Below are 22,370 nucleotides of genomic sequence, written 5' to 3'. Positions count from 1 at the left end.
AGGGCCCCGGCAGCCAATAACGGGAGATCGCCATGCGTATCGTTTGCATCGGAGGCGGGCCGGCCGGGCTTTATTTCGGCATCCTGATGAAGATGCTGGACCCCGCGCACGAGATTTCCGTGGTCGAGCGCAACCGGCCCTACGACACGTTCGGTTTCGGTGTGGTGTTCTCGGATGCGACCATGGACAACATGCGCAAATGGGATCCGGTCACCGCGGATACGATCGAGCAGGCCTTCAACCATTGGGACGACATCGAGGTTCTGATCAAGGGCCGGCGGATGCGCACGTCGGGCCACGGTTTTGTCGGCATCGGCCGCAAGAAGCTGCTCAATATCCTGCAGGCGCGCGCCGAGGAACTCGGCGTCGAGCTGGTCTTCGAGCGCGACGTTGAGTCCGACCTGGATTTCCCCGATGCCGACCTGATTGTCGCCGCTGACGGCGTCAACTCGAAGATCCGCACCAAATATGCGGAAGAATTCCGGCCGGACATGCTGATGCGGCCGAACCGCTATATCTGGCTAGGGACCAACCGGCCGTTCGACGCCTTCACCTTCGACTTCCGCAAGACCGAGCATGGCTGGTTCCAGGCGCATATCTACAAGTTCGAGGAGGGCGCGGCGACCTTCATCGTCGAGACCACCGAAGAGGCCTATCTCGCCCACGGCCTCGACCGGATGGACCCGGACGCCTCGATCGACTTCTGCGAAAAAGTGTTTTCTGAAATCCTCGAGGGGCATTCACTGGTCTCCAACGCGCGCCATCTGCGCGGCTCGGCCTGGCTGTCCTTCCCGCGGCTGATCTGCGGCAAATGGACCGCGTTCAATGGCAACAGCCATGTCGTGCTGATGGGCGACGCCGCGCACACCGCGCATTTTGCGATCGGCTCGGGGACAAAACTGGCGCTGGAAGATGCGATCGAACTGACCAACCAGTTCAAGATACATGGCGCGAGCAAGGGGAGCATTCCCACCGTTCTCGCCGCCTATGAAGAGCTGCGCCGGGTCGATGTGGCGCGGATCCAGAACGCGGCGCGCAACGCGATGGAATGGTTCGAAGTGGTCGGCTCGCGCTATGCCGATACGCTGGAGCCGGAACAGTTCATGTATTCGCTGCTGACGCGCTCGCAGCGCATCAGCCACGAAAATCTGCGGCTGCGCGACAAGACCTGGCTCGAAGGCTATGAGCGCTGGTTTGCCGGGCAAAGCGGATTGCCTGAGACCAACGACCGGGTCACGCCGCCGATGTTGACGCCGTTCCGGATTCGCGGGCTGGCGCTGCATAACCGCATCATCGTTTCGCCGATGGCGATGTATTCGGCCGAGGATGGCGTGCCGACCGATTTCCATCTGGTGCATTTCGGCTCACGTGCGCTCGGCGGGGCCGGGCTGCTGTTCACCGAGATGACCTGCGTCTCGCCGGAGGCGCGGATCACGCCCGGCTGCTGCGGCCTGTGGAACGACGCGCAGGCATCAGCCTACAAGCGGATCGTCGATTTCGTGCACGGCAATTCGCAAGCGCGGATCGCGATCCAGCTCGGCCATGCCGGCCGCAAGGGCTCGACGCGAGTGGCCTGGGAGGGCATGGACGAGCCGCTGCCTGACGGTAACTGGCCGCTGGTGTCGGCTTCAGCCGTTCCCTATCTGCCCGACGGCCAGGTGCCGGAGCCGATGACCCGCGCCGAGATGGATGAGGTGCGCGAGCAATTCGTCGCGGCCGCCAGGCGCGCGGCGAAGGCCGGCTTCGATCTCCTGGAGCTGCACTGCGCTCACGGCTATCTGCTGTCGAGCTTCCTCTCGCCGCTGACCAACCACCGTACCGATGACTATGGCGGATCGATCGAGAACCGGGCGCGCTATCCGCTGGAGCTGTTCCGCGCCATCCGCGCGGTGTGGCCCGAGGACAGGCCGATGTCGGTCCGGCTGTCCTGTCACGACTGGGCGGAGGGCGGCAACACGCCCGAGGATGCGCTCGCCTTCGCAAAACTGTTCAAGGACGCCGGTGCCGACCTGATCGACTGCTCATCGGGGCAGGTTTGGGCCGACGACCATCCGGTCTATGGCCGGCTGTATCAGACGCCGTTCTCCGACAAGATCCGCAACGAGGTCGGCATCGCCACCATCGCGGTTGGCGCGATCTCGGAGGCCGATCACGCCAATTCGATCATCGCCGCCGGCCGCGCCGATCTCTGCGCCATCGCCCGGCCGCATCTCGCCGATCCAGCCTGGACCTTGCATGAGGCCGCGAAGATCGGCGTCAAGTCGATCGTCTGGCCGAAGCAGTATCTGTCGGGCAAGCCGCAATACGAGGCCAATCTCCAACGCGCCGCGGGAGCGAAGCCATGACGCGGTTCTGGCCTAACGCCCATGCTCTTGTGACCGGCGCTGGTTCCGGCATCGGCGCCGCAACGGCGATCGCGCTGGCAAAGGCGGGCGTGCGTGTCAGCATCGCCGGGCGCCGGATCGAGGCGCTGAAGAGCACCGCCGCATTGCTCGGGGACCGCGCGGGCGCCATCGTCGCGATCGATGTGACCGACGAAGCTGCGGTGGCCGCAGGCGTTACACGGATCGAATCCGAGGCAGGCCCGATCGATATTCTCGTCAACAATGCCGGCAAGGCCGCGAGCGCGCCGTTTGACAAGACCAATGCGGCGCTGTGGGCGGACATGCTTGCAAGCAACCTTTCCAGCGTGTTCCTGGTGACGCATGCGGTGCTGCCGGGCATGGCGCAGCGCGGACGGGGGCGCGTCATCAACGTCGCCTCGACCGCGGGCCTCACCGGCTACGCCTACGTCTCGGCCTATGTCGCGGCAAAGCACGGCGTGGTCGGCCTGACGCGCTCGCTGGCGCTGGAATATGCCCGGCGTGGCGTCACCGTGAATGCGGTGTGTCCGGGTTATACCGATACTCCGCTGGTGGCGGATGCCGCCGCCAACATCGTCGCCAAGACCGGGCGCAGCGAAGACGAGGCGCGCGCGGCGCTGGCCAAGGTCAATCCGATGCAGCGGCTGGTGACGCCGGAGGAGGTGGCCGACGCCATCCTCTGGCTTGCGTCCGAAAGCGCATCGTCAATCAACGGACAAGCCGTCGCTGTTGCCGGCGGCGAAGTCCTCACCGGGTGAAGGAAACATCATGTCCGAGATGAAAGCAAAGCTCCGGCCGTTCAAGGATTATCCCGGAAAGCATTTTCGCTGGGCGACCGACGACAGCGGCCGCGTCGCGACCATCACGCTGAACCGCCCGGACAAAAAGAACCCGCTGACCTTCGAGTCCTACGAGGAGCTGCGCGACCTCTTCACCAATCTCAGGTCCGCGTCCGATGTCCGCACGATCGTGCTGACCGGCGCCGACGGCAATTTCTGCTCCGGCGGCGACGTATTCGAGATCATCGAGCCGCTGACGCGGATGGCGATGCCGGACCTGCTCGCCTTTACCCGCATGACCGGCGAGGTGGTGCGCGCGATGCGCAAATGTCCGCAGATCATCGTCGCGGCGATCGACGGCATTTGTGCCGGCGCCGGCGCGATGCTGGCGCTGGCCTCCGACCTTCGCCTGGCGACACCGCAGGCCAAGACCGCGTTCCTGTTCACCCGCGTCGGTCTGGCCGGGGCCGACATGGGCGCCTGCGGCTTGCTGCCGCGCGTGATCGGGCAGGGCCGTGCTGCCGACCTGCTCTACACCGGCCGCGCCATGAGCGCCGAGGAAGGTTTCTCGTGGGGCTTCCACAATCGCCTTGTGCCGGCGGCCGAACTTTCGAGTGCAGCGCATGAGTTGGCACGCTCGCTCGCTGATGGTCCCTGGTTCGCGCATGGGATGACGAAAACCATGTTCAACCAGGAATGGGCGATGGGCGTCGACGAGATGATCGAGTCCGAAGCGCAGGCGCAGGCGATCTGCATGGTCACGGGTGATTTCCGCCGCGCCTTCGAGGCGTTCGCCGCCAAGCAGAAACCAGTCTTCGAGGGCAATTGAGATGAGCGAGATCCTGCAACCGGACGGATGGGCGAAGCCGAGCGGCTACGCCAACGGTGTGGCCGCGCGCGGCAAATCCATCTTCATCGCAGGCCAGATCGGCTGGAACGGGCAATGCGTGTTTGAGAGCGACGATCTGGTCGCGCAGATCGGGCAGACCCTGCGCAACATCGCCGCGGTTGCTGCCGCCGGTGGCGCCGGGCCTGAGCACATCGTGTCGATGACCTGGTTCCTGCTCGACCGCAAGGAATACTCAGCGCGGCTGAGGGAGATCGGCGGCGTCTATCGCGACGTGATGGGCCGGTGCTTTCCGGCGATGACGGCGATCCAGGTGTCGGGCCTGATCGAGGACCGCGCCAAGGTGGAAATCCAGGCGATCGCGGTGGTGCCGGATTGATGGGGCAGTTACTATTGCCGTTGCCAGACCCGTCATCCTGAGGTGCGAGCTCTTGCGAGCCTCGAAGGATCGACGGCCACCAGCCGGGCCGTCGATCCTTCGAGACGCCGCTACGCGGCTCCTCAGGATGACGGACAAAGAGGGAAAGGTGCTGAGCCGATGTTAAGCCTAAGCCCAAACAGCGCAGGCCGGTCCGAGGCCGGAGCGCCAAAGGCGCTTGCGGCGGGGCAAGGGGCCATGCGACCTTAGGCCCACGTGTAAAAACGTCCTGTTGTCAGTGGAGTAAGGGACGATGAAGGCGATTATCGTCGGAGGCGGAGTAGGAGGCCTCACCACCGCGCTGATGCTGCGCGCACGCGGCATCAGTTGCGAACTGTACGAGCAATCCGACACCATCCGTGAGCTCGGCGTCGGCATCAACACGCTGCCGCATGCGATCCGCGAACTGGCGGGGCTTGGCCTGCTGGACAAGCTCGACGAGGTCGCGATCCGCACCTCGGAGCTGTTCTATCTGACGCGCCATGGCCAGCAGGTCTGGCACGAGAAGCGCGGGCTCGATGCCGGCCATGACGTTCCACAATTCTCCATCCATCGCGGCCGGCTGCAGGGCGTGATCCACCAGGTGGTGATCGACCGTCTCGGCGCGGACGCGATCCGCACCGGCTGCCGGCTCGGTTCGTTCACGCAGGACGAAGGCGGCGTCTCGGCCTATTTCTTCGATCGCAGTGGCGCGCATGTGCACACCGCGCGCGGCGATATTCTCATCGGTGCCGACGGCATTCACTCCAAGGTGCGGCAGACGCTGTTTCCGGGCGAGGGCGGGCCGTGCTGGAACGGGTTGATGCTGTGGCGCGGTGCCACCGATTGGCCGGCGTTCCTGACCGGGCGCTCGATGATCATCGCCGGCGGACTGAATGCGAAGGCGGTGATCTATCCGATCGCGCCGGGGTCGAGCCCGGCGAGTCGCCTCACCAATTGGGCGGTGCTGGTGCGGATCGGCGACGGCTCGTCGCCACCGCCGCGCCGCGAGGGCTGGTCTGTCCTCGGCCGGCGCGAGGAGATGATGCCCTATGTCACTGGCTTCACGATCCCGCAGGTCGATTTCGCCGGGTTGATCGGGGCTACGCCGGAGTTCTGGGAGTATCCGTGCTGCGACCGCGACGCCTTGCCCTATTGGTCGAGCGGCCGCGTCACGCTGCTCGGTGACGCCGCGCATCCGATGTATCCGGTGGGCTCGAATGGCGCGTCGCAGGCCATTCTCGATGCGCGATGCCTGGCAGATGCGCTGGCGCGGTCGGAACATCCGCGCCAGGCGCTGGTCGCCTATGAGCGGCAGCGCCTGCCGATGACTGCCGACATCGTTGCCTCCAATCGCCGCGGCGGACCTGAAGGCGTGATCGATGCGGTCGAGCAGCTCGCACCGCAAGGCTTCACCGACGTCGATACCATCCTGAATTACGATGCGCGTGAGGCGATTGTGCGCGGCTACGCGGCGAAGGCCGGCTTTGCCGCGCGCGTGGTCGCACGGCAGTAACCGAACGAAGGCAATTACGCCGGAGGCGGGGGCAGGAAGTGGATGTTGTGTTCGGCGGCGAGCCGCACCACGTCATCCGGGGTCTGCTCCTTCATGTTGTGGATCGCCCAGAACAGGTCGTAAAGCCTCCTGGTCGGCGACACCCAGAACAGCGTCTTCGCCGGCTGCTGCGACTTGTTGAAGATGCCGTGCGGCTTACCCATCGGCAGGCGCACAAGATCGCCGGGGGTGGCGGATTCATCGGCGCCATCGAGAAAGAAATCGAGCTTGCCCTCGAGGATATAGAGGTACTCGTCCTGGTCGGGATGGATATGCGGTGGAACGAAGGTGCCCGGCGGAAACGTCGCGTGCCACGAGAAGGAATGCTCGCTGCGGGTCTTCGGCACATAGGTCTGGCCGAGGATGTTCCAGGAAATGCCCTGGATGCCCTCATTGGCGCGCGTGATGCCGGCGATTTCGTCTTTCATGACCATGTTTCCTCCTCGATTCTGTTTGACGCGTTTTCTTCACGCGAACCGGTGCCCACTTCGCTTGAAAACGCTTTAAGTGGCTTACTTGGCGACGCAGTCCTTGGCGTAGCGGTCGCCGTAATCCGAAAACACCTTTTCGACGATCTCGGTCTGGTACTTGCCGTCCAGCCGCTTCGCGACCTTGGTGAGATAGAAATCCTGGATCGGATAGCCGTTGGCGCTGAATTTGAAGTTACCGCGCAGCGAGGTGAAATCCGCCTTCTTCAGCGCGGCCGCGACCGCCTCCTTGTTGGAGAGGTCGCCCTTCACCGCCTTGACCGCACTGTCGATCAGCAGCGCCGCGTCATAGGCCTGCATCGCGTAGGTGCCGGGCACGCCGTTATAGGCGGCCTCATAGGCCGCGACGAATTTCTTGCTTTGGGGATTGTCGAGGTTCGGCGCCCAGTTCGCGCCACCGAACATGCCGACCGCGGCGTCCTGCTGCGCGGGCAGGGTGGATTCGTCGACGGTGAAGGCGGACAGCACCGGCACGATGGCGCCGGCCTGCTTGTACTGCTTCACCAGATTGACGCCCATGCCGCCGGGCATGAAGGTGAACAGCGCGTCCGGCTTCAGCGAGGCGATCTTGGAGAGCTCGGGCTGGAAATCCAGCGTGCCCAACGGCGTGTAGGATTCTTCGACGATCTCGCCCTTGTAGTCGAGCTTGAAGCCGGCGGCGGAGTCGCGCCCGGCCTGGTAATTTGGCAGCAGGAGATAGACGCGCTTGTAGCCGCGGTCCTGCGCGACCTTGCCGAGGACCTCGTGGACCTGGTCGTTCTGGTACGACGTCACATAGAAGAACGGGTTGCATTCCTTGCCGGCGTAGCTCGACGGCCCGGCATTCGGGCTGATCAGGAAGGTCTTGTTCTCAGTGACCGGGCGGTGGATCGCCTGCAGGATGTTGGAGAAGATCGGGCCGACCACGAAGTCGACCTTGTCGCGCTCCAGCAGCCCGCGCACCTTGGTCACCGCGCCGTCCGGCTTGAGTTCGTCGTCGGCGTTGACGATTTCGACGTCGCGGCCGGCCATCTTGCCGCCGAGGTCCTTGATCGCGAGCGCAAAACCGTCACGCACCTGCTGACCAAGCGCCGCGGCCGGTCCCGACGTCGTGACGATCACGCCGATCTTGATCTTCTCCTGCGCGGCCGCCGGAGTGATCGCGACGCCAAGCACCGCCGCCAGTCCCGCAAACTTCGTCAATCGTTTCATGTGACTCCCCCAACCACCGCTATGTCCTGGGCTCAGCTTATTCTGACGACCGTGACCGCCGCAAGCGATGTGGCATTGCGTCAGGACGAAGCTTGCGCGCCGTGCAGGCGCCAGCCATGCAAGCGTCGCGCCAATTGCTTGAAGGTTAAAGAAACTGCCAAAACCGGTCCGCAACATTGCTTCGATTCGCAATTGTCCTTGCGGCGCGCCGCAAATTGCTTGAAGCTCAAAGCAATCAACCCGACCAGGGACAGCCGCAAAGGCGCGATTGCCGCATGATCCTCGATTCCGAAACCAAAGCCGTCGAACTGCCCGATGACCACGGCACCGAGCTGCGCCTGTGGCTCCGCCTCCTGACCTGCACCACGCTGATCGAAAGCGAGGTCCGCGGCCGGCTGCGCGAGCGTTTCGATGTCACGCTGCCGCGCTTCGACCTAATGGCGCAGCTCGACAAGGTGCAGGACGGCATGACGCTGTCGGACCTGTCGCGGCGGATGATGGTCTCCAACGGTAACGTCACTGGCCTGGTCGACCGCCTGGTTGAGTCAGGCCATCTCGATCGCCGCACCTCGGAAACCGACCGCCGCGTGCAATTCATCCGGTTGACCAAGCTCGGCCGCGCCGAGTTCCGCAAGATGGCCGCCGAGCACGAGAAATGGATCGCCGATATCTTCGGTGACCTTTCGCCGAAGGATATCCGCGAACTGATGAAGCTGCTGGCCAAGGCCAAGGGCTCGGCGCAGCGGTCCGCCAAGGCGAGGACGACTTAAGCAGATCTAGCGAGCGAGAGGATTTTCCGATTTCCACTCTTGCGCCAAATTATTTTAAGTATAAAATGATTTTCGATCGGAACGCTGCCGGGCGTCCTCGATATTGGTGTTCTCGATTTTGGTCTTGGCCTTTCTGGACGGAAAGCAAGGGGCAATCGAATGTCAGGTGAATTTCCCGGGCTTGGCCCATCGGGGCATGTCGACGATTTCGCACGGCGCAATCTGCCGCCGGCGGATCAATGGCCGCAGCTGCTGCTCGACCGGCCGGAATTCAGATATCCCGACTATCTCAACGCCGCGGTCGAACTGACCGATCGGATCGTCGAGCAGGGCATGGGCGATCGCATCGCGCTGATCGGCAACGGCCGCCAGCGCACCTACAAGGAATTGACCGACTGGTCGAACCGCCTGGCGCATGCGCTGGTGGAGAATTACGGCGTCAAGCCCGGTAACCGCGTGCTGATCCGCTCCGGCAACAATCCGGCGCTGGTGGCGGCGTGGCTTGCCGCGACCAAGGCCGGCGCGGTCGTCGTCAACACCATGCCAATGCTGCGTGCAGGTGAACTCGCAAAAATCATCGATAAGGCCGAAATCGCGCTGGCGCTGACCGACAGCCGCATCGCGGATGAACTGGTCGCTTGCGCCAAGACCAGCAAATTCCTCAAGCAGGTCGTCAATTTCGACGGCACCCAGAACCACGATGCGGAGCTTGATCGGATCGCGCTGAACAAGCCGGTGAAATTCGAGGCGGTGAAGACCGGCCGCGACGATGTCGCGCTGCTCGGCTTCACCTCGGGCACGACGGGCGAGCCGAAGGCGACGATGCATTTCCACCGCGACCTCCTGATCGTGGCGGACGGTTACGCCAAGGAAGTGCTCAAGGTGACGCCGGACGACGTCTTCGTCGGCTCGCCGCCGCTCGCCTTCACCTTCGGCCTCGGTGGTCTGGCAATCTTTCCGCTGCGCTATGGCGCGACTGCGACGTTGCTGGAAAACGCAGCGCCGAGCGAGATGATCAGGATCATCGAAACCCACAAGGCGACGATCTGCTTCACCGCGCCGACCGCCTATCGGGCGATGATGGCCGCGATGGACAAGGGCGCCGATCTGTCGTCGCTGCGGCTTGCGATCTCGGCGGGCGAGACGCTGCCGGCGCCGGTGTTCGAAAGCTGGACGGCGAAGACCGGCAAGCCGATCCTCGATGGCATCGGCAGCACCGAATTGCTGCACATCTTCATCACCAACCGGGTCGGCAGCGCCGTCGGCGGGACGACGGGGAATCCGGTCTCCGGCTATGAGGCCAGGATCGTCGATGAGGACATGAACGAGTTGCCGCCGGGCACGGTCGGCAGGCTGGCGGTCCGCGGTCCGACCGGCTGCCGCTATCTCGCCGACGCCAGGCAGGCGAACTATGTGCGCGATGGCTGGAATATCACCGGCGATGCCTTCGTCAGCGACGAGAACGGCCGGCTGTCGTTCGTCGCCCGCGCCGACGACATGATCATCTCGGCCGGCTACAACATCGCGGGGCCCGAGGTCGAGGCCGCGCTGCTCGGGCATCCCGACGTCGCGGAATGCGCTGTGATCGGTGCGCCTGATGTGGAGCGCGGGCAGGTCGTCTCGGCATTCGTCGTGCTGAAGCCGGGTGCGCGCAACGACGATGTCGAGGTCAAGCTGCTGCAGGATCACGTCAAGGCAACGATCGCGCCGTACAAATATCCTCGCGCGATCGCCTTCGTGGAAGCGCTGCCGAAGACGCAGACCGGAAAGATCCAGCGCTTCAGGTTGCGTGAGGCGAGTTGAGACCCTGGATCAGTGCGCGGCGCCACCGCCCGCGTTGCCTTTGGGCTTGCCCGTGAGCAGGATCGCGATCGCGGCGAAGACCAGCACGATGCCGATCACGGCGAAGGTGTCGCTAAAGCCAAGCACCAGCGCCTGGCGCTTGACGATGCCGCCAAGGGCTACGATCGCCTGTTGATGCGCGGTGGCGGGGTCGGAGATGCCGTGGCTGAGGAAGTAGTTGGTGATCTCGGTGATCCGGCTGCGCACCTCCTCGCGGCCGAGGTCGACGGACTGGCCGATGATGTTGGAGTGGAACTGCTCGCGCTTGGTGACGATGGTGGCGAGCAGCGCGGTGCCGATCGCGCCGCCGAGGTTACGCATCATGTTGGAGATGCCGGAGGCGGCCGCGGCATCCTGCGGTGCGACGCTGCCGAGGCTGACGGCGGACAGCGGCGCCAGCATCAGCGCCTGGCCGATGGCGCGGACGATGTTCGGGACGAAGAACTGGTCGCCGGAATAGTCGAGCGACATCGAGATGTTCATGAAGGATGAGACCGCGAACAGCATCATGCCGACGAAGGCGATGAAGCGGGCATCGAAGCGCTGCATCAGCTTCGGGACCAGCGGGATCAGGATCAACTGCGGCAGCCCGGTCCAGGCCAGCACCTGGCCGATCTGCTCGGCATTGTAGCGCTGCACCTGGCCGAGATAGGCGGGCAGCAGGTAGACCGAGCCGAACAGCGCGAAGCCGACGAACACCGCCGAGATGGTGCCGAAGCCGAAGCTGCGCTGGGCGAGCAGCCGGAGCCGGATCAGCGGCTTCTCGACGACCAGCTCGATCCAGATGAACAGGGTCAGGCTGACCGCGGCGATCACCGCGAGCCTGACGATGAAAGGCGAACCGAACCAGTCGTCCTTGTTGCCCTCTTCCAGCACCGACTGCAGCGCCGAGAGCCCGATCGCCATCGTCACGATGCCGAGCCAGTCGCCTTCGCGGAGCAGCTTGAGCTGCATCGGCTGCCGCTCGATCGTGAAATAGAGCGTCGCGACCATCACCGCGGTCGGGATCACGTTGACGAAGAAGATGGTCTGCCAGCCGTAGTTCTCGGTGAGGTAGCCGCCGATGGTGGGGCCGATGGCCGGGGCAAAGGTCACGGCCAGCGCGAACATCGCAAGTCCGATCGGCTGCTGCGGCTTCGGCAGCTTGGTGAACACCAGCGTGAAGGCCATCGGGATCAGCACGCCGCCGAAAAAGCCCTGCAGGCCGCGCATCGCGATCATCGATGGCAAATCGTGGGTGAAGGCACAGGCCACCGAGAAGATCGCAAACAGTGTGGCGTGGACCAGAATGATCTTGCGGAAGGAGAACACCCGGGTGAGGTAGTCGGTGAGCGGGATCACCACGATCTCGCCGATCAGGTACGACGTCGAGATCCAGGAGCCGTTGTCGACGCCGGTGCCGATGCCGCCCTCGATATTGAGCAGCGAGGCGTTGGTGATCTGGATGTTGAGGATCGCCATGAACGCGCCGATCATGGCCGCGAACACCGAAATCCAGACCACCGGGCTGGCGCGGTTCGGGTCGACTGCTACGGCGGTGGCGCGGGGCAAGGCGGCAGGGGATGAGAGGGCGATATCTGACATGGCATCACCTATTTGGCATTACCTATTTGAACGAGACGACAGCAACCTTCGGCGTGGTGTTGGAGCGCGGGGCGTCAGCCGGATGCGACAGCGTCGCGATGGTCGGGATCACGGACATGCCCGGCCGCAATTCGACGGGGGTGGCGTCGAGTGCGATCTTCACGGGAATGCGCTGCACCACCTTGGTGAAATTGCCGGTCGCGTTGTCCGGTGGCAGCAGCGCGAATTCCTGGCCGCTCGCCGGTGCAAGACTGTCGACATGACCGCGCACGACCTGGCCGGGGAACATATCGACCGCGATCTCCACCGACTGGCCCTTGCGGACGTCGGTCAGCTGGGTCTCCTTGAAATTGGCAATCACATAGGCCCCGGTGGCCGGCACCAGCGACATCAATTGCGTGCCGGCCTGCACGAACTGGCCGGTGCGCAGCGTGCGGTTGCCGACGACGCCGTCGATCGGCGCTGATATCGTGGTGTAGCCGAGATTGAGCTCGGCCTGGTGCTGCAGCGCGGACGACCGAGCAGCCGCCGCTTCGGCCTGGACGATGTCGGCCTTGAGCAATTCCACCTGGTGCAAAGCGGACGCGAGGTTCGCGGTGTCGCGCGCAACCGCGGCCTCGGCGCCGGCGTGACGCGACTGCGCCTGCTGCGCGTTCTGGACGCTGCCGAAGCCGGTGCCGGCGAGGTCGGTGTAGCGCTTGTTCTCCTGCGCGGCGAAGGTCTGCGTCGCATCGTCGACCGCGAGCGTCGCCCGGGCCGCCTCGATCACGGAGTGTTGCACGTCGAGCTGGGCGCGCTTGCTGGTGATCGCAGCCTCGGACGCGGCGACGTCGGCCTTGGCCTGATCGAGTGCGACCCTGAAATCGCGATCGTCGATCCGCGCCAGCACCTGGCCGGCGTGCACATGCTCGTTGTCGCCCGCCAGCACCTCACTGAGATAGCCGGACACTTTCGGCGCGATCGTCGTGTTGTCGGCTTTCACATAGGCGTCGTCGGTCGACACAAGAAAGCGGCCGACGGTCCAGTAATCCCAGCCGTACCAGGCAGCACCGGCCAGCGCCGCCACCGCGGCGCCGGCCAGAAGGAGGCGGCGAAGCTTGCCCTTCGCGTTCGTGGGAGGCGCGGCGGCGCTTTCCGGATTCGCGACCAATTGCTTGGCGGTGTCGGCTGGAACCTGGCTTTCGGCCTTGAATGACGTCGAATGATGGCTCATGGCGGCGCTCCCGGTTGCTGTATCCCGCTGTAAAACCTCGCCAATCTCGGTCGACGGCCACTCGGGATAATTAGGAAACTTGATATTTTCCAAAATAGCGCCTATGTTGGGACTGTCAATAGAATGACAGGCATCATTTAAAAGCATGGCTCGGAAGACAGCATGGGCGTGAAGGGCAAAGAGCAGTCCGGCGGGGACGACACTCCTGATACGGGACGGCGCGGTCGCGGTCGGCCACAGCTGCGTTCGGACGATGAGACGCGCGCCGTCATCTATGATGCTGCGCTGCAGGAGTTCGCGGCCCGCGGTTTCGCTGCGGCCAACATCGCCGACGTGGCCTGCCGCGCCGGCGTCTCGACCAAGACGCTCTACCGGCTTGTCCCAAACAAGATGGCGCTGTTCGAGGCCATGGTGACGGACCGGATGGACTGGTTCGTCTCCAAAGTGAATCTCGGCGCCTGCGACGGGCGCGATATCGAAGCCGCATTGCAGGCGGCGCTGTTGGCCTGCGCCGACCTCGTGCTCGATGGCGACGTCATCGCCATGCAACGCATCATCCTGGCCGAGAGCGACAAATTCCCTGCGGTCGCCGAGATGTTCTACGAGAAGGCGATGCGACGCAGCGTCAGCTCGCTGGCGGCGTGGCTGGGCATCCAGCAGAAGCGCGGACGGATCGTGCTCGACGACGCCGAGTCCGCGGCCGGCATGCTGCTCGGCATGCTCGTGTTCCAGCCGCAGCGCGATGTGTGGTACGGGCACAAGCCGCTGCCGCAGCACGATGAACTCGAAGCACGCGCCAAGAAATGTGCGGCGCTCTTCCTGTCGGGATGTGCGGTGCGTTCCGACCAGGTCACCAAGAGGAGCGAAGGCGCATAATGGCTGAACCGGCCACGACCTACACGATCGAGGCGGAGATCTCGCGCGACGACAAAACCAAATGCAAGGACGTGCTGACGCGCTGGATGACGGCGCTCAATCGCTACGACGCACCGGCCATGGACACGCTGATGCACTTCCCGCATGTGCGGATCGCCGGCGGCGCGGTCACCGTCTATCAGCAAGCCGGCAGCAATCCGATGGACCTGTTCGAGCGGCTGCGGAAGCAGGACGGCTGGCACCACAGCGCGTGGAATGAGACGAAGCTCGTCCAGTCCTCACCGGTGAAGGCGCACTATGCGCTCCGTTACACGCGCTATCGCGAGGATGGCTCCGTGATAGGCGTCTATGATTCCCTTTACGTGCTGAGCCAGCTTGGCGGCGCCTGGAAAATCCAGAGCCGATCGAGCTTCGGACCGTAGGCCAAGGCAGGAGCCGTCACTTGCCTGGTAGTGGCGCAGCAGGCTGGGCCAGGACCTGGCGGATCATCCGCGCCAGGTCGGATTTGCGATAGGGTTTTGGCAGCAGCGTCACGCCGGGATCGAGACGGCCGTGATGGAAGATCGCATCTTCGGTATAGCCTGACGTGAAGAGTACGCGCACCGAGGGGTGCTTCGCCAGAATCGCATCCGCCACCTGCCGGCCGTTCATGCCGCCGGACATGATGACATCAGTGAACAGCACGTCGCAAACAAATCCCTTGTCGACCGCAGCCAATGCCTCGGGGCCGTTGGCAGTGACCATCGTGTGATAGCCGAGCTGCGCAAGCTGCGCACTGACATAGTTGCGAACCAGCGAGTCGTCCTCGACGACCAGGATCGATTCGTTGCCGCCGCGGGCGTCGACGAGGGGAGGCGGCTCGACGTCAATGATGTCGCCGCTGCTGCGCGGCAGATAGAGCTTGATCGAGGTACCGTGACCCTCTTCGGAATAGATCTTGAGGTGCCCGTTGGACTGCTTGACGAAGCCGTAGACCATGCTGAGGCCAAGGCCGGTTCCCTTGCCGGTATCCTTGGTGGTGAAGAACGGCTCGAACACCTTTTCTCTGATGGCCTCGGGGATCCCGGCGCCGGTGTCGCTGACCGCGACCATGACATATTCACCCGGCCTCACATCCACATTGGCGGCGGCATAGGTCTCGTCGAGGATGACGTTGCTGGTCTCAAGCATCAGCTTGCCGCCATCGGGCATCGCGTCGCGCGCGTTGAGCGCGAGATTGAGCAGCGCCGTCGACAGGTGGTTGGGATCGATGAAGGCCGGCCATGCATCGCCCTCGAGCGACGTTTCGATTTCGATCTGCTCGCCGAGCGAGGGGCGCAGCAGCCGCGCGGTGTCCTGCACCAGCGTGTTGAGATCGGCCTCGCGCGGTTGCAGCGGCTGCTGTCGCGAGAAGGCAAGCAGGTGTTTTGTGACCTCGGCGCCGCGTGCGGCCGCATCGCCGATCATGTTGGTGACGGACGTCAAATTCGGATCGTGCGCGACCGCGTCGGCAAGGATGTCGATCAGGCCGGTGATAACAGTCAGGATATTGTTGAAGTCATGCGCGATGCCGCCGGTGAGGTATCCGACCGCTTCCATCTTCTGCACCTGGCGCAGCTTCTGCTCGGCTTCGAGCTGCTCCTTGGCGGCCTCGACCTCGCGGGCCCGCATGAAGATTTCGGCTTCCATCTGCTCGGTGCGCTCGCGCAGCCGGTCTGCCAGCCTGTCCTGTTCGGCGCCGCGCTGCTTCAGCTGGATGAATTCGGTGACGTCCTCGACCCGGTGGATGATGTAGCTGAACTGTCCGCCCGGTCCCAATACCGGTGAATTGCGCGGGCTCCAGAACCGCTCCTCGAAGCCGCCGCCCTCGGCTTCGGGCTTGCGGATGTCGTACTTCTGGACCGGCATCGTATCGGGCCGCCGGAACTGGACCACGCGTTCAAGCGAGGCCCGCAGGTTCCGCACCCCGTCGGCAGCCGGATCGTCGGGATTGTCAGGGAATATCTCGAACAGTCCGTGCCCGAGGATCGCGGCGCGCTCGGTCTTGGTGGCGCGCAGATAGGCGTCGCTCACCGCCACGATGCGAAAGTCGGGTGCCGTCAGCACCAGATAGAGCCCTGGAGCCGCCTCGAACAACGCCTTGAAGTCAGGCATGGGCGGGGTTGGGCTGTGCAGTTGATCCTCCTTCGCAGGAGCATGTCCGACGGCGCGTTGATCGTTGCCAAAAATGTGGCACGCGTCTTGACGAAGCGCAATGGTTGCCATGTATCAACGCGCGGTCTCGCAGGCTTTTCTCACACGATTTGGAAAGGTTAACGGCTACCCCGCGCGCAAGTTCTCCGCGAATGCCACTTTGCTATGGGCACACGCGACGACAACGGGCCAACCATGGCGTTCGGACCTTTCGGCGTCGCCATCTCGAGGCGAATCGCTTCCTACGACGTTCGCGTGAGGGTGACATAGAGTCGCGTCGATGGGTGGCCATCGAAGACCCGGTGTTGCTGTTTGTGTCTCCGTGTACATTCGATCGGGGGGAATTCCGGCACGTTATCCTGCGCAGCAACCGCGATGTGAGAACATGAGCGCCACGGCACGGCATGCGCGCAGAATTCGAGGCTCTCTAAGAGAGTCTCTAAGAGGGCTTCTATTAGAGAAATCTTCATCCCTCGCGTAAGCGTCCCGGCAACGGCACGTCAAACACAAAGGCGTGACAGGGACTCCGTTGCAATTGGGGTAGAGCGCGTTGAATCATCTACGTCTATTGCGGATCGCCGCGTCGGCGACCGCATCCGCGTTGGCATTGCTGCCGCATTCATCCTTGGCCCAGTCGACGACGTCGCCGCCGCAGTCAGGCGCGCAGGCGCTGCCGCCGGTGGTGGTTGCGTCTCCCGAGGCGCGGCGGCGGGCGACCACTGGACCGCAGCGGCGCGTTCAGCGGACCGCGCAGCCGGCCTCGTCGCGAAAACCTCCGCCGGTTCGCAATGTCGGCTTTGTCGAGAGCCCGCGCGGTCCGATCCAGGGCTATGTCGCGAACCGCAGTTCGTCTGGAACCAAGACCAACACGCCGATCATGGAGACGCCGCAGTCGGTGTCGGTGGTTGGCAGTGAGCAGATCCGCGATCAGAAGCCCGGCAAATTCGACGAAATCCTGCGCTACGCGCCGGGCGTGCTCGCCGGCACCTTCGGCGCCGACACCCGCAACGACTGGTTCCTGATCCGCGGCTTCAAGTCCGACGACGTCGGCCTCTTCCTCGACGGGCTCCAGCTTTTCTACACGTCCTACGCGAGCTGGAAGCTGCAGCCGTTCAATCTCGAGCGTGTCGAGGTGCTGCGCGGTCCTTCGGCGGTGCTGTATGGCGGCTCCAGCCCAAGCGGCATCGTCAACGCCATCAGCAAGATGCCGCCGGAGGAGCCGATCCGCTACATCGAGGCCGGCGTCAACAATTTCGGCAATGCCTATGTCGGCTTCGACATCGGTGGACCGGTCGCGACGCAGCCGCAGGACGGCAAGCTGTTCTACCGCGTGGTGGGGCAGGTCCAAAATGGCGGCACCCAGGTCGACTTCACGCCCAACAACAATTACGCCATTGCGCCATCGGTGACCTACAAGCCGGACATCGACACCACCTTCACGGTGCTCGCGTCCGCGTCGCGGAACGAGACGCGCGGCATCAATTTCCTGCCTTATGTCGGCACCGTCACCAACGCGCCATTCGGGCGGATTCCGACCAGCCTGTTCGTCGGCGATCCCTCGATCGACACCTTCACGCGCGAGCAGGAGATGCTCGGTTATCAGTTCGAGCGCAATCTCTCCGACAACGTCACCTTCCGCCAGAATGCCCGCTTCGCCCATGTCGACGTCACCTATCGGGGCCTGATCGGCAACGGCTACACCAACTTGGCCACCGGTGACCTCGGGCGCTACAATTGGTATGCGAAGGACACGGCCAATCAGGCCGATCTCGATAGTCAACTCGAATATCGCTTCGATACCGGCCCGGTCAAACACACGATGCTGTTCGGCGTCGACCTGAAGGATTACCGGATCGACGACTACCAGATCTTCCAGTTCGGCACGACGCCGTCGATCAACGCGTTCAATCCGGTTTATGGCTTGGGAAGCCTGCCGTTCACGACCACGCCTTTCCGCAATTTCGTGATCAAGCAGGAGCAGCTTGGCACCTACGTGCAGGACCAGATGAAGCTGGGCCGTTTCACGCTGGTCCTGAGTGGTCGCAACGATTGGGTGTCGACCAGCCAGGATGATCGGCCGAGCGGCGTCACGCTCACCAATCGCGAAGACAGCAAGTTCAGCGGCCGCGCCGGGTTGATCTACAATTTCGACAACGGCGTCGCGCCCTACGTCTCCTACGCGACGAGCTACAATCCGGTGATCGGCCTCAATGCTGCGAACCAGTTGTTGTTGCCCGAGACCGGGCAGCAGTCCGAGGTTGGCGTCAAGGTCCAGCCGAATGGCTTCGATGGCCATATCACCTTTGCCTGGTTCGACCTGAAACGTCAGAACGCGCTGACGACCGATCCGAACAACCCGCTGCTGCAGAACCAGACCGGCGAGGTCACCTCGCGCGGCTTCGAGGTTGAAGCGGTTGCGAATCCCTTGCCCGGGTTGAAGGTCATTGGCGCCCTCACGGCCTATAGTCTGTTCACCAGCAAGGATCTCAACCCGGCCCTGGTCGGGTTGACGCCGACCAACACGCCGCAGCAGATGGCATCGATCTGGGGCGACTACACCTTCCAGCAGGGTCCGCTGACCGGCTTCGGCTTCGGCGGCGGCGTGCGCTATATCGGCTCGTCCTTTGCCGACCAGGCGAACACGCTCGGGGTGCCATCGGTGGTGCTCGGCGACGCCGCTATCCATTACGAATGGCAGGGCTGGCGCGCGGCGCTGAACGTGATCAACATCGCCGACACCATCTATGTCGCGAGTTGCTCGGGGACGACGGCCTGCTTCTACGGCGATCGTCGTCGTGTCACCGCCAGCCTTGGCTACAAGTGGTGATGGGGAGGCAAAACTGATGGGGAGCGGCAGCTGAAGGCGCGGACCGTCAGGGTCTGGTCACTGGTCCATACCTGGACCAGCCTGATCTCGACCGTATTCCTGCTGTTGCTCTGCCTCACCGGGCTGCCGTTGATCTTCCATCATGAGATCGACGAGGCGCTCGGCTATGCGCCGCAGCCGGAGGCCGCGGGCGGACGGCCGCCGCTGCCGGCGCAGCAGATCGTGCAGGCCGCGCTCGCCGCCGATCCTGGGCGGGTGATGCAATACGTGTCGTGGGACAAGGACGAGCCCGGAATCGTCATGGCGTTCACCAACAATGCGGCAGACGGCAAGCCCGACGACACGACGGTGCGTGCCTTCGATGCGGTGACGGCGAAGCCGCTCGGACTGGTCGGCGTCGGTCCGATGCTGATCGTGCTGAAGCTGCACACCGACATGTTCGCGGGCCAAGCCGGCAAGCTGTTCCTCGGCGCGATGGGCCTTCTGTTCGCTGTCGCGATCGTCTCGGGCGTGGTGCTGTATTGGCCGTTCACCCGCCGGCTGCGCTTTGCCACCATCCGCAACCACTCCGCGCGCCGCGTCGCGTGGCTCGACTGGCACAATCTGATCGGCGTGGTGACGATCGTCTGGGCGCTGGTGGTCGGCCTCACCGGCGTGGTCAACACCTGGGCCGATCTGTTGCTGAATCAATGGAAGGCGACCGAGCTTGCCGAAATGGTGAAGCCCTATGCCGGCAAGCCGCCGCCGGTGCAGTTGGCGCCGCTGGATCGGGTGGTGATGCAGGCAAAGCAGGCCGCGCCAGGCATGGACGTGGCCTTCGTGGCCTATCCGGGAACGCCGTTCACCTCGTCGCATCATTATGCGGTCTTCATGCGCGGTGACACGCCGCTGACGTCGCGGCTCTTGAAGCCGGTGCTGCTCGATGGCGAGACCGGCGAGGTCTCTGACACAAGGGCGTTGCCGACCTATCTGCAGGCACTCTTGATTTCGCAGCCGCTGCATTTCGGAGACTATGGCGGTATCCCGCTCAAGATCATCTGGGCTGTTCTCGACGTGCTGACGATCATCGTGATCTGCAGCGGGCTCTATCTCTGGCTGGCGCGCCGGCGAAAGCGAGGACGCGTGGCGGCGACCAGCCAGGCCGTGTTCGCGCGATGAAGGCCGGCACCGACCGACCGCAGCGCTGGACCCACGTGTTTGGTGCGCCGATCGTCGCCGCCGTGCTGACGATGGGCGGCCTGCTTGCCGCGTTGCTGCTCGGCGATGTCGGCCGCTATTTCTCCTGGCTGACGGTCGCTTCGCCGGCGGCTATCGTCGCGTGGGCGTGGCTGCGCCTGCGGTTTCGCTAACGCGTGTTCGGCAGATAGCGCCAGCCCTCCTTGCCGAGGAAATCCAGCATGGCCTGCGCCGGAGGCAGCAGAACCTTGTCGGCGCGGCGGATCGCGTGCCACTGCCGGACGATGGGCAATCCTTTCACCTTGAGCACCACGAGACGGCCGTCCTCCAGTTCGTGAAACACGGTGTGCTGGGAGATGAAGGCGATGCCGAGCCCGGCCATGACAGCCTGCTTGATGGTCTCGTTGCTGTCCATCGCCATGCCGATCTTCGGCGTCAGCCCGACCCGCTGGAAGAACTGCTCCATCAGCATCCGGGTGCCGGATCCCTGTTCGCGGGTGATGAAGGTTTCGCCCGCAAGGTCGGATATTTCGACGTGCCGCCGTCGTGCCAGCCGGTGATCGGCCGCGGCGACGATGTAGTGCGGATGCCGGCCGAGCGGACGCATCTCGACCTCGACATCGGCCGGCGGCGCACCCATCACCGCGATATCGAGATCGTAGCCTCGCAGCGCGTCGCGGATCTCCTCGCGGTTGCCGATCCTGAGCATGACCTCGATCTTGGGGAAGCGGCGTGAGAACGCCGCGATCGCGAACGGCACGAAATACTTTGCCGTAGAGACCGCGCCCATCGAGACGCGGCCGCCGCTGCGGCCCGCGATCAGGTCGAGCGATTGCTCGCAATCCTTCAGCGCCGCCTCGATCCGCTCGACCAGTGCCAGCACGTGGGCGCCGGCATCCGTCAATGCCATGCCGTCGCCGGTGCGCTGGATCAACGGAAGCCCTGCGAGCGCCTGCAGATTGCGGAGCTGCAACGTCACCGCCGGCTGGGTGAGGTTGAGGCGATTGGCCGCCGAGGTAACCGAGCCGGCCTCGTGCACCGCGGACAGCGCGCGCAGCTGACGGATGGTGAGGTCCCGCGAGAAGTGGCCGGCCATCGAAAGCCCCATAAGAAATACTTTGGCGAGACCAAAGATAATGAAATTTCCCTAATTATGCAATTCGGGTGTTGATGCTGGCGACGGCGACTCCCGGTTGGGTCGTCGATCGAAGCCTCGGCAAAGAGGGCGTGATCAAAGGGAGAGGCCCGTGGACATTCGTCCTGCATTGCATGCCTATCTGGAATGGCCGACGCAGCACAACCCGATGCGTGCGGCGACCGTTGCGGTGGTCGAGGCGCTTGCCCGCGCGGCGGTGGAACTCGCGCGCATCATCGCCGCCGGTTCGCTTGCCGGCATCGGCGGTGAAAGCGGCGGGATCAATCCGGACGGCGACCGGCAGAAGACGATCGACATTGTTGCCGACCGCCTGATGCGCGAGGCGTTGCGGACCGCGCCGGTTGCCGCGGTGCTGTCCGAGGAGGCGGAACTGCCCGAGACGCTCGATCTCGATGCGCCGCTCTGTGTTGCGATCGATCCGCTCGATGGCTCGGCCAATCTCGAGAACAATATCTCGGTCGGCACGATCTTCTCGATCCGGCCGAAAGGGTACGACATCATCTCGACATTCTTCGAGCCCGGCACGGCGCAGTGTGCGGCCGGCTGCTTCATCTATGGCCCGCAGACCATCCTGGTGCTGGCGCTCGACCAGTGCGTCGATTGCTTCACGCTCGATCCGCGAGCGGGCGAATTCGTCCTGACCGGGCGAGACCTTCAGGTGCCGCCGGATACGCCGGAGTTCGCGATCAATGCCTCCAACCGCCGGCATTGGAGCGGCGCGGTGCGCGGCTACGTCGACGAGTGCCTTGCCGGCGTCAATGGTGAGCGCGGGCAGGATTTCAACATGCGCTGGATCGGCTCGCTGGTGGCCGAAGCCTATCGCATCCTGATCCGTGGCGGCGTGTTCCTGTATCCGGCGGATGCGCGCCAGGGTTATCGCGAAGGCCGGTTGCGGCTGCTGTACGAAGCCCATCCGATCGCGCTGATCATGGAATGGGCGGGCGGCGCGGCCTCGAATGGCCGGACGCGGATTCTCGAATTGTCGGCGCGCACACCGCATCAGCGCGTGCCACTGATCATGGGATCGATGCGCGCCGTGCGCGATGTCGATGCGATCCACCAGACCGTCGAGCCGTTGTTCGAGAGCAGCGATGCCCCGCTGTTCGCGCGGCGCGGCCTGTTCCGCTGAGAGGG

At 64.1% G+C, this 22,370-nt stretch carries 19 protein-coding genes; 13 read left to right on the top strand and 6 right to left on the bottom strand.

The annotated features are described in order from the left end of the window. Nucleotides 1-32 precede the first annotated feature (32 nt). From UP09_RS19405 to UP09_RS19385, 5 genes are all read left to right on the top strand, one after another. Nucleotides 33-2,345 carry a bifunctional salicylyl-CoA 5-hydroxylase/oxidoreductase gene (locus UP09_RS19405; protein WP_044539860.1) on the top strand — a complete coding sequence of 771 codons (2,313 nt, stop codon included), beginning with the start codon at nucleotides 33-35 and terminating at the stop codon, nucleotides 2,343-2,345. Next, a complete protein-coding gene (locus UP09_RS19400) occupies nucleotides 2,342-3,121 on the top strand; it encodes an SDR family NAD(P)-dependent oxidoreductase (protein WP_044539859.1) in 780 nt (259 codons plus the stop codon). The genes UP09_RS19405 and UP09_RS19400 overlap by 4 nt, the downstream gene beginning before the upstream one ends. Before the next feature lie 10 nt (nucleotides 3,122-3,131). Beyond that, a complete protein-coding gene (locus tag UP09_RS19395) occupies nucleotides 3,132-3,971 on the top strand; it encodes an enoyl-CoA hydratase family protein (protein ID WP_044539858.1) in 840 nt (279 codons plus the stop codon). Between the two features lies 1 nt (nucleotide 3,972). Beyond that, nucleotides 3,973-4,368, top strand: coding sequence for a RidA family protein (locus UP09_RS19390; RefSeq protein WP_044539857.1), 396 nt, complete (start codon nucleotides 3,973-3,975; stop codon nucleotides 4,366-4,368). Nucleotides 4,369-4,660: 292 nt separating this feature from the next. Continuing rightward, a complete protein-coding gene (locus UP09_RS19385; RefSeq protein ID WP_044539856.1) occupies nucleotides 4,661-5,902 on the top strand; it encodes a flavin-dependent oxidoreductase in 1,242 nt (413 codons plus the stop codon). A 14-nt stretch (nucleotides 5,903-5,916) separates the two neighbouring features. Here UP09_RS19385 and UP09_RS19380 read toward each other — a convergent pair whose 3' ends face one another. Then, nucleotides 5,917-6,369 (bottom strand): cupin domain-containing protein, encoded by a 453-nt coding sequence (locus UP09_RS19380; protein ID WP_044539961.1) that lies wholly within the window; start codon nucleotides 6,367-6,369, stop codon nucleotides 5,917-5,919. An 84-nt stretch (nucleotides 6,370-6,453) separates the two neighbouring features. Then, nucleotides 6,454-7,620: an ABC transporter substrate-binding protein gene (locus tag UP09_RS19375; RefSeq protein ID WP_044539855.1), complete on the bottom strand. Its 1,167-nt coding sequence runs from the start codon at nucleotides 7,618-7,620 to the stop codon at nucleotides 6,454-6,456. Between the two features lie 275 nt (nucleotides 7,621-7,895). On the opposite strand from UP09_RS19375, the gene UP09_RS19370 reads away from it, so the two are divergent. Beyond that, on the top strand, nucleotides 7,896-8,390 hold the full coding sequence (locus UP09_RS19370; RefSeq protein ID WP_044539854.1) for a MarR family winged helix-turn-helix transcriptional regulator: 495 nt from the start codon (nucleotides 7,896-7,898) through the stop codon (nucleotides 8,388-8,390). A gap of 159 nt (nucleotides 8,391-8,549) precedes the next feature. Then, nucleotides 8,550-10,193 carry an AMP-binding protein gene (locus UP09_RS19365; RefSeq protein WP_044539853.1) on the top strand — a complete coding sequence of 548 codons (1,644 nt, stop codon included), beginning with the start codon at nucleotides 8,550-8,552 and terminating at the stop codon, nucleotides 10,191-10,193. 9 nt (nucleotides 10,194-10,202) lie between these two features. Here UP09_RS19365 and UP09_RS19360 read toward each other — a convergent pair whose 3' ends face one another. Continuing rightward, a complete protein-coding gene (locus UP09_RS19360; RefSeq protein ID WP_044539852.1) occupies nucleotides 10,203-11,816 on the bottom strand; it encodes a DHA2 family efflux MFS transporter permease subunit in 1,614 nt (537 codons plus the stop codon). 22 nt (nucleotides 11,817-11,838) lie between these two features. After that, entirely contained in the window at nucleotides 11,839-13,029 is a 1,191-nt protein-coding gene (locus tag UP09_RS19355; protein ID WP_044539851.1) for an HlyD family secretion protein, read from the bottom strand. Between the two features lie 162 nt (nucleotides 13,030-13,191). Between UP09_RS19355 and UP09_RS19350 the strand changes: the two genes are divergently transcribed. Continuing rightward, complete coding sequence (locus UP09_RS19350) at nucleotides 13,192-13,905, top strand: TetR/AcrR family transcriptional regulator (protein ID WP_044539850.1); 714 nt, start codon at nucleotides 13,192-13,194, stop codon at nucleotides 13,903-13,905. Beyond that, a complete protein-coding gene (locus UP09_RS19345) occupies nucleotides 13,905-14,327 on the top strand; it encodes a DUF6841 family protein (RefSeq protein ID WP_044539849.1) in 423 nt (140 codons plus the stop codon). The genes UP09_RS19350 and UP09_RS19345 overlap by 1 nt, the downstream gene beginning before the upstream one ends. A 16-nt stretch (nucleotides 14,328-14,343) precedes the next feature. Here UP09_RS19345 and UP09_RS19340 read toward each other — a convergent pair whose 3' ends face one another. Continuing rightward, the gene (locus tag UP09_RS19340) at nucleotides 14,344-16,038 is read right to left on the bottom strand and encodes an ATP-binding protein (protein ID WP_156164672.1); all 1,695 of its coding nucleotides are present in this window, start codon (nucleotides 16,036-16,038) and stop codon (nucleotides 14,344-14,346) included. 664 nt (nucleotides 16,039-16,702) lie between these two features. Here UP09_RS19340 and UP09_RS19335 point away from each other — a divergent pair. From UP09_RS19335 to UP09_RS19325, 3 genes are read left to right on the top strand one after another with little or no spacing between them, the layout of a single operon-like run. Beyond that, nucleotides 16,703-18,904 carry a TonB-dependent siderophore receptor gene (locus UP09_RS19335; RefSeq protein ID WP_502689064.1) on the top strand — a complete coding sequence of 734 codons (2,202 nt, stop codon included), beginning with the start codon at nucleotides 16,703-16,705 and terminating at the stop codon, nucleotides 18,902-18,904. A 30-nt stretch (nucleotides 18,905-18,934) separates the two neighbouring features. Then, nucleotides 18,935-20,062, top strand: a complete 1,128-nt coding sequence (locus UP09_RS19330; RefSeq protein WP_044539847.1) for a PepSY-associated TM helix domain-containing protein — start codon at nucleotides 18,935-18,937, stop codon at nucleotides 20,060-20,062. After that, on the top strand, nucleotides 20,059-20,253 hold the full coding sequence (locus UP09_RS19325; RefSeq protein ID WP_044539846.1) for a hypothetical protein: 195 nt from the start codon (nucleotides 20,059-20,061) through the stop codon (nucleotides 20,251-20,253). The genes UP09_RS19330 and UP09_RS19325 overlap by 4 nt, the downstream gene beginning before the upstream one ends. Here UP09_RS19325 and UP09_RS19320 read toward each other — a convergent pair. After that, nucleotides 20,250-21,176 carry a LysR family transcriptional regulator gene (locus UP09_RS19320; RefSeq protein ID WP_044539959.1) on the bottom strand — a complete coding sequence of 309 codons (927 nt, stop codon included), beginning with the start codon at nucleotides 21,174-21,176 and terminating at the stop codon, nucleotides 20,250-20,252. The genes UP09_RS19325 and UP09_RS19320 overlap by 4 nt on opposite strands. A gap of 208 nt (nucleotides 21,177-21,384) precedes the next feature. Between UP09_RS19320 and UP09_RS19315 the strand changes: the two genes are divergently transcribed. Next, nucleotides 21,385-22,365, top strand: a complete 981-nt coding sequence (locus UP09_RS19315) for a class 1 fructose-bisphosphatase (protein WP_044539958.1) — start codon at nucleotides 21,385-21,387, stop codon at nucleotides 22,363-22,365. Nucleotides 22,366-22,370: the final 5 nt, after the last annotated feature.

Origin of the sequence: Bradyrhizobium sp. LTSP885, from assembly GCF_000938305.1 — a bacterium.
In the GTDB taxonomy this organism is placed as follows: domain Bacteria; phylum Pseudomonadota; class Alphaproteobacteria; order Rhizobiales; family Xanthobacteraceae; genus Bradyrhizobium.
The sequence above is the reverse complement of the archived record's forward strand: the minus strand, read 5'-3'. Positions and strand labels throughout refer to the sequence as shown.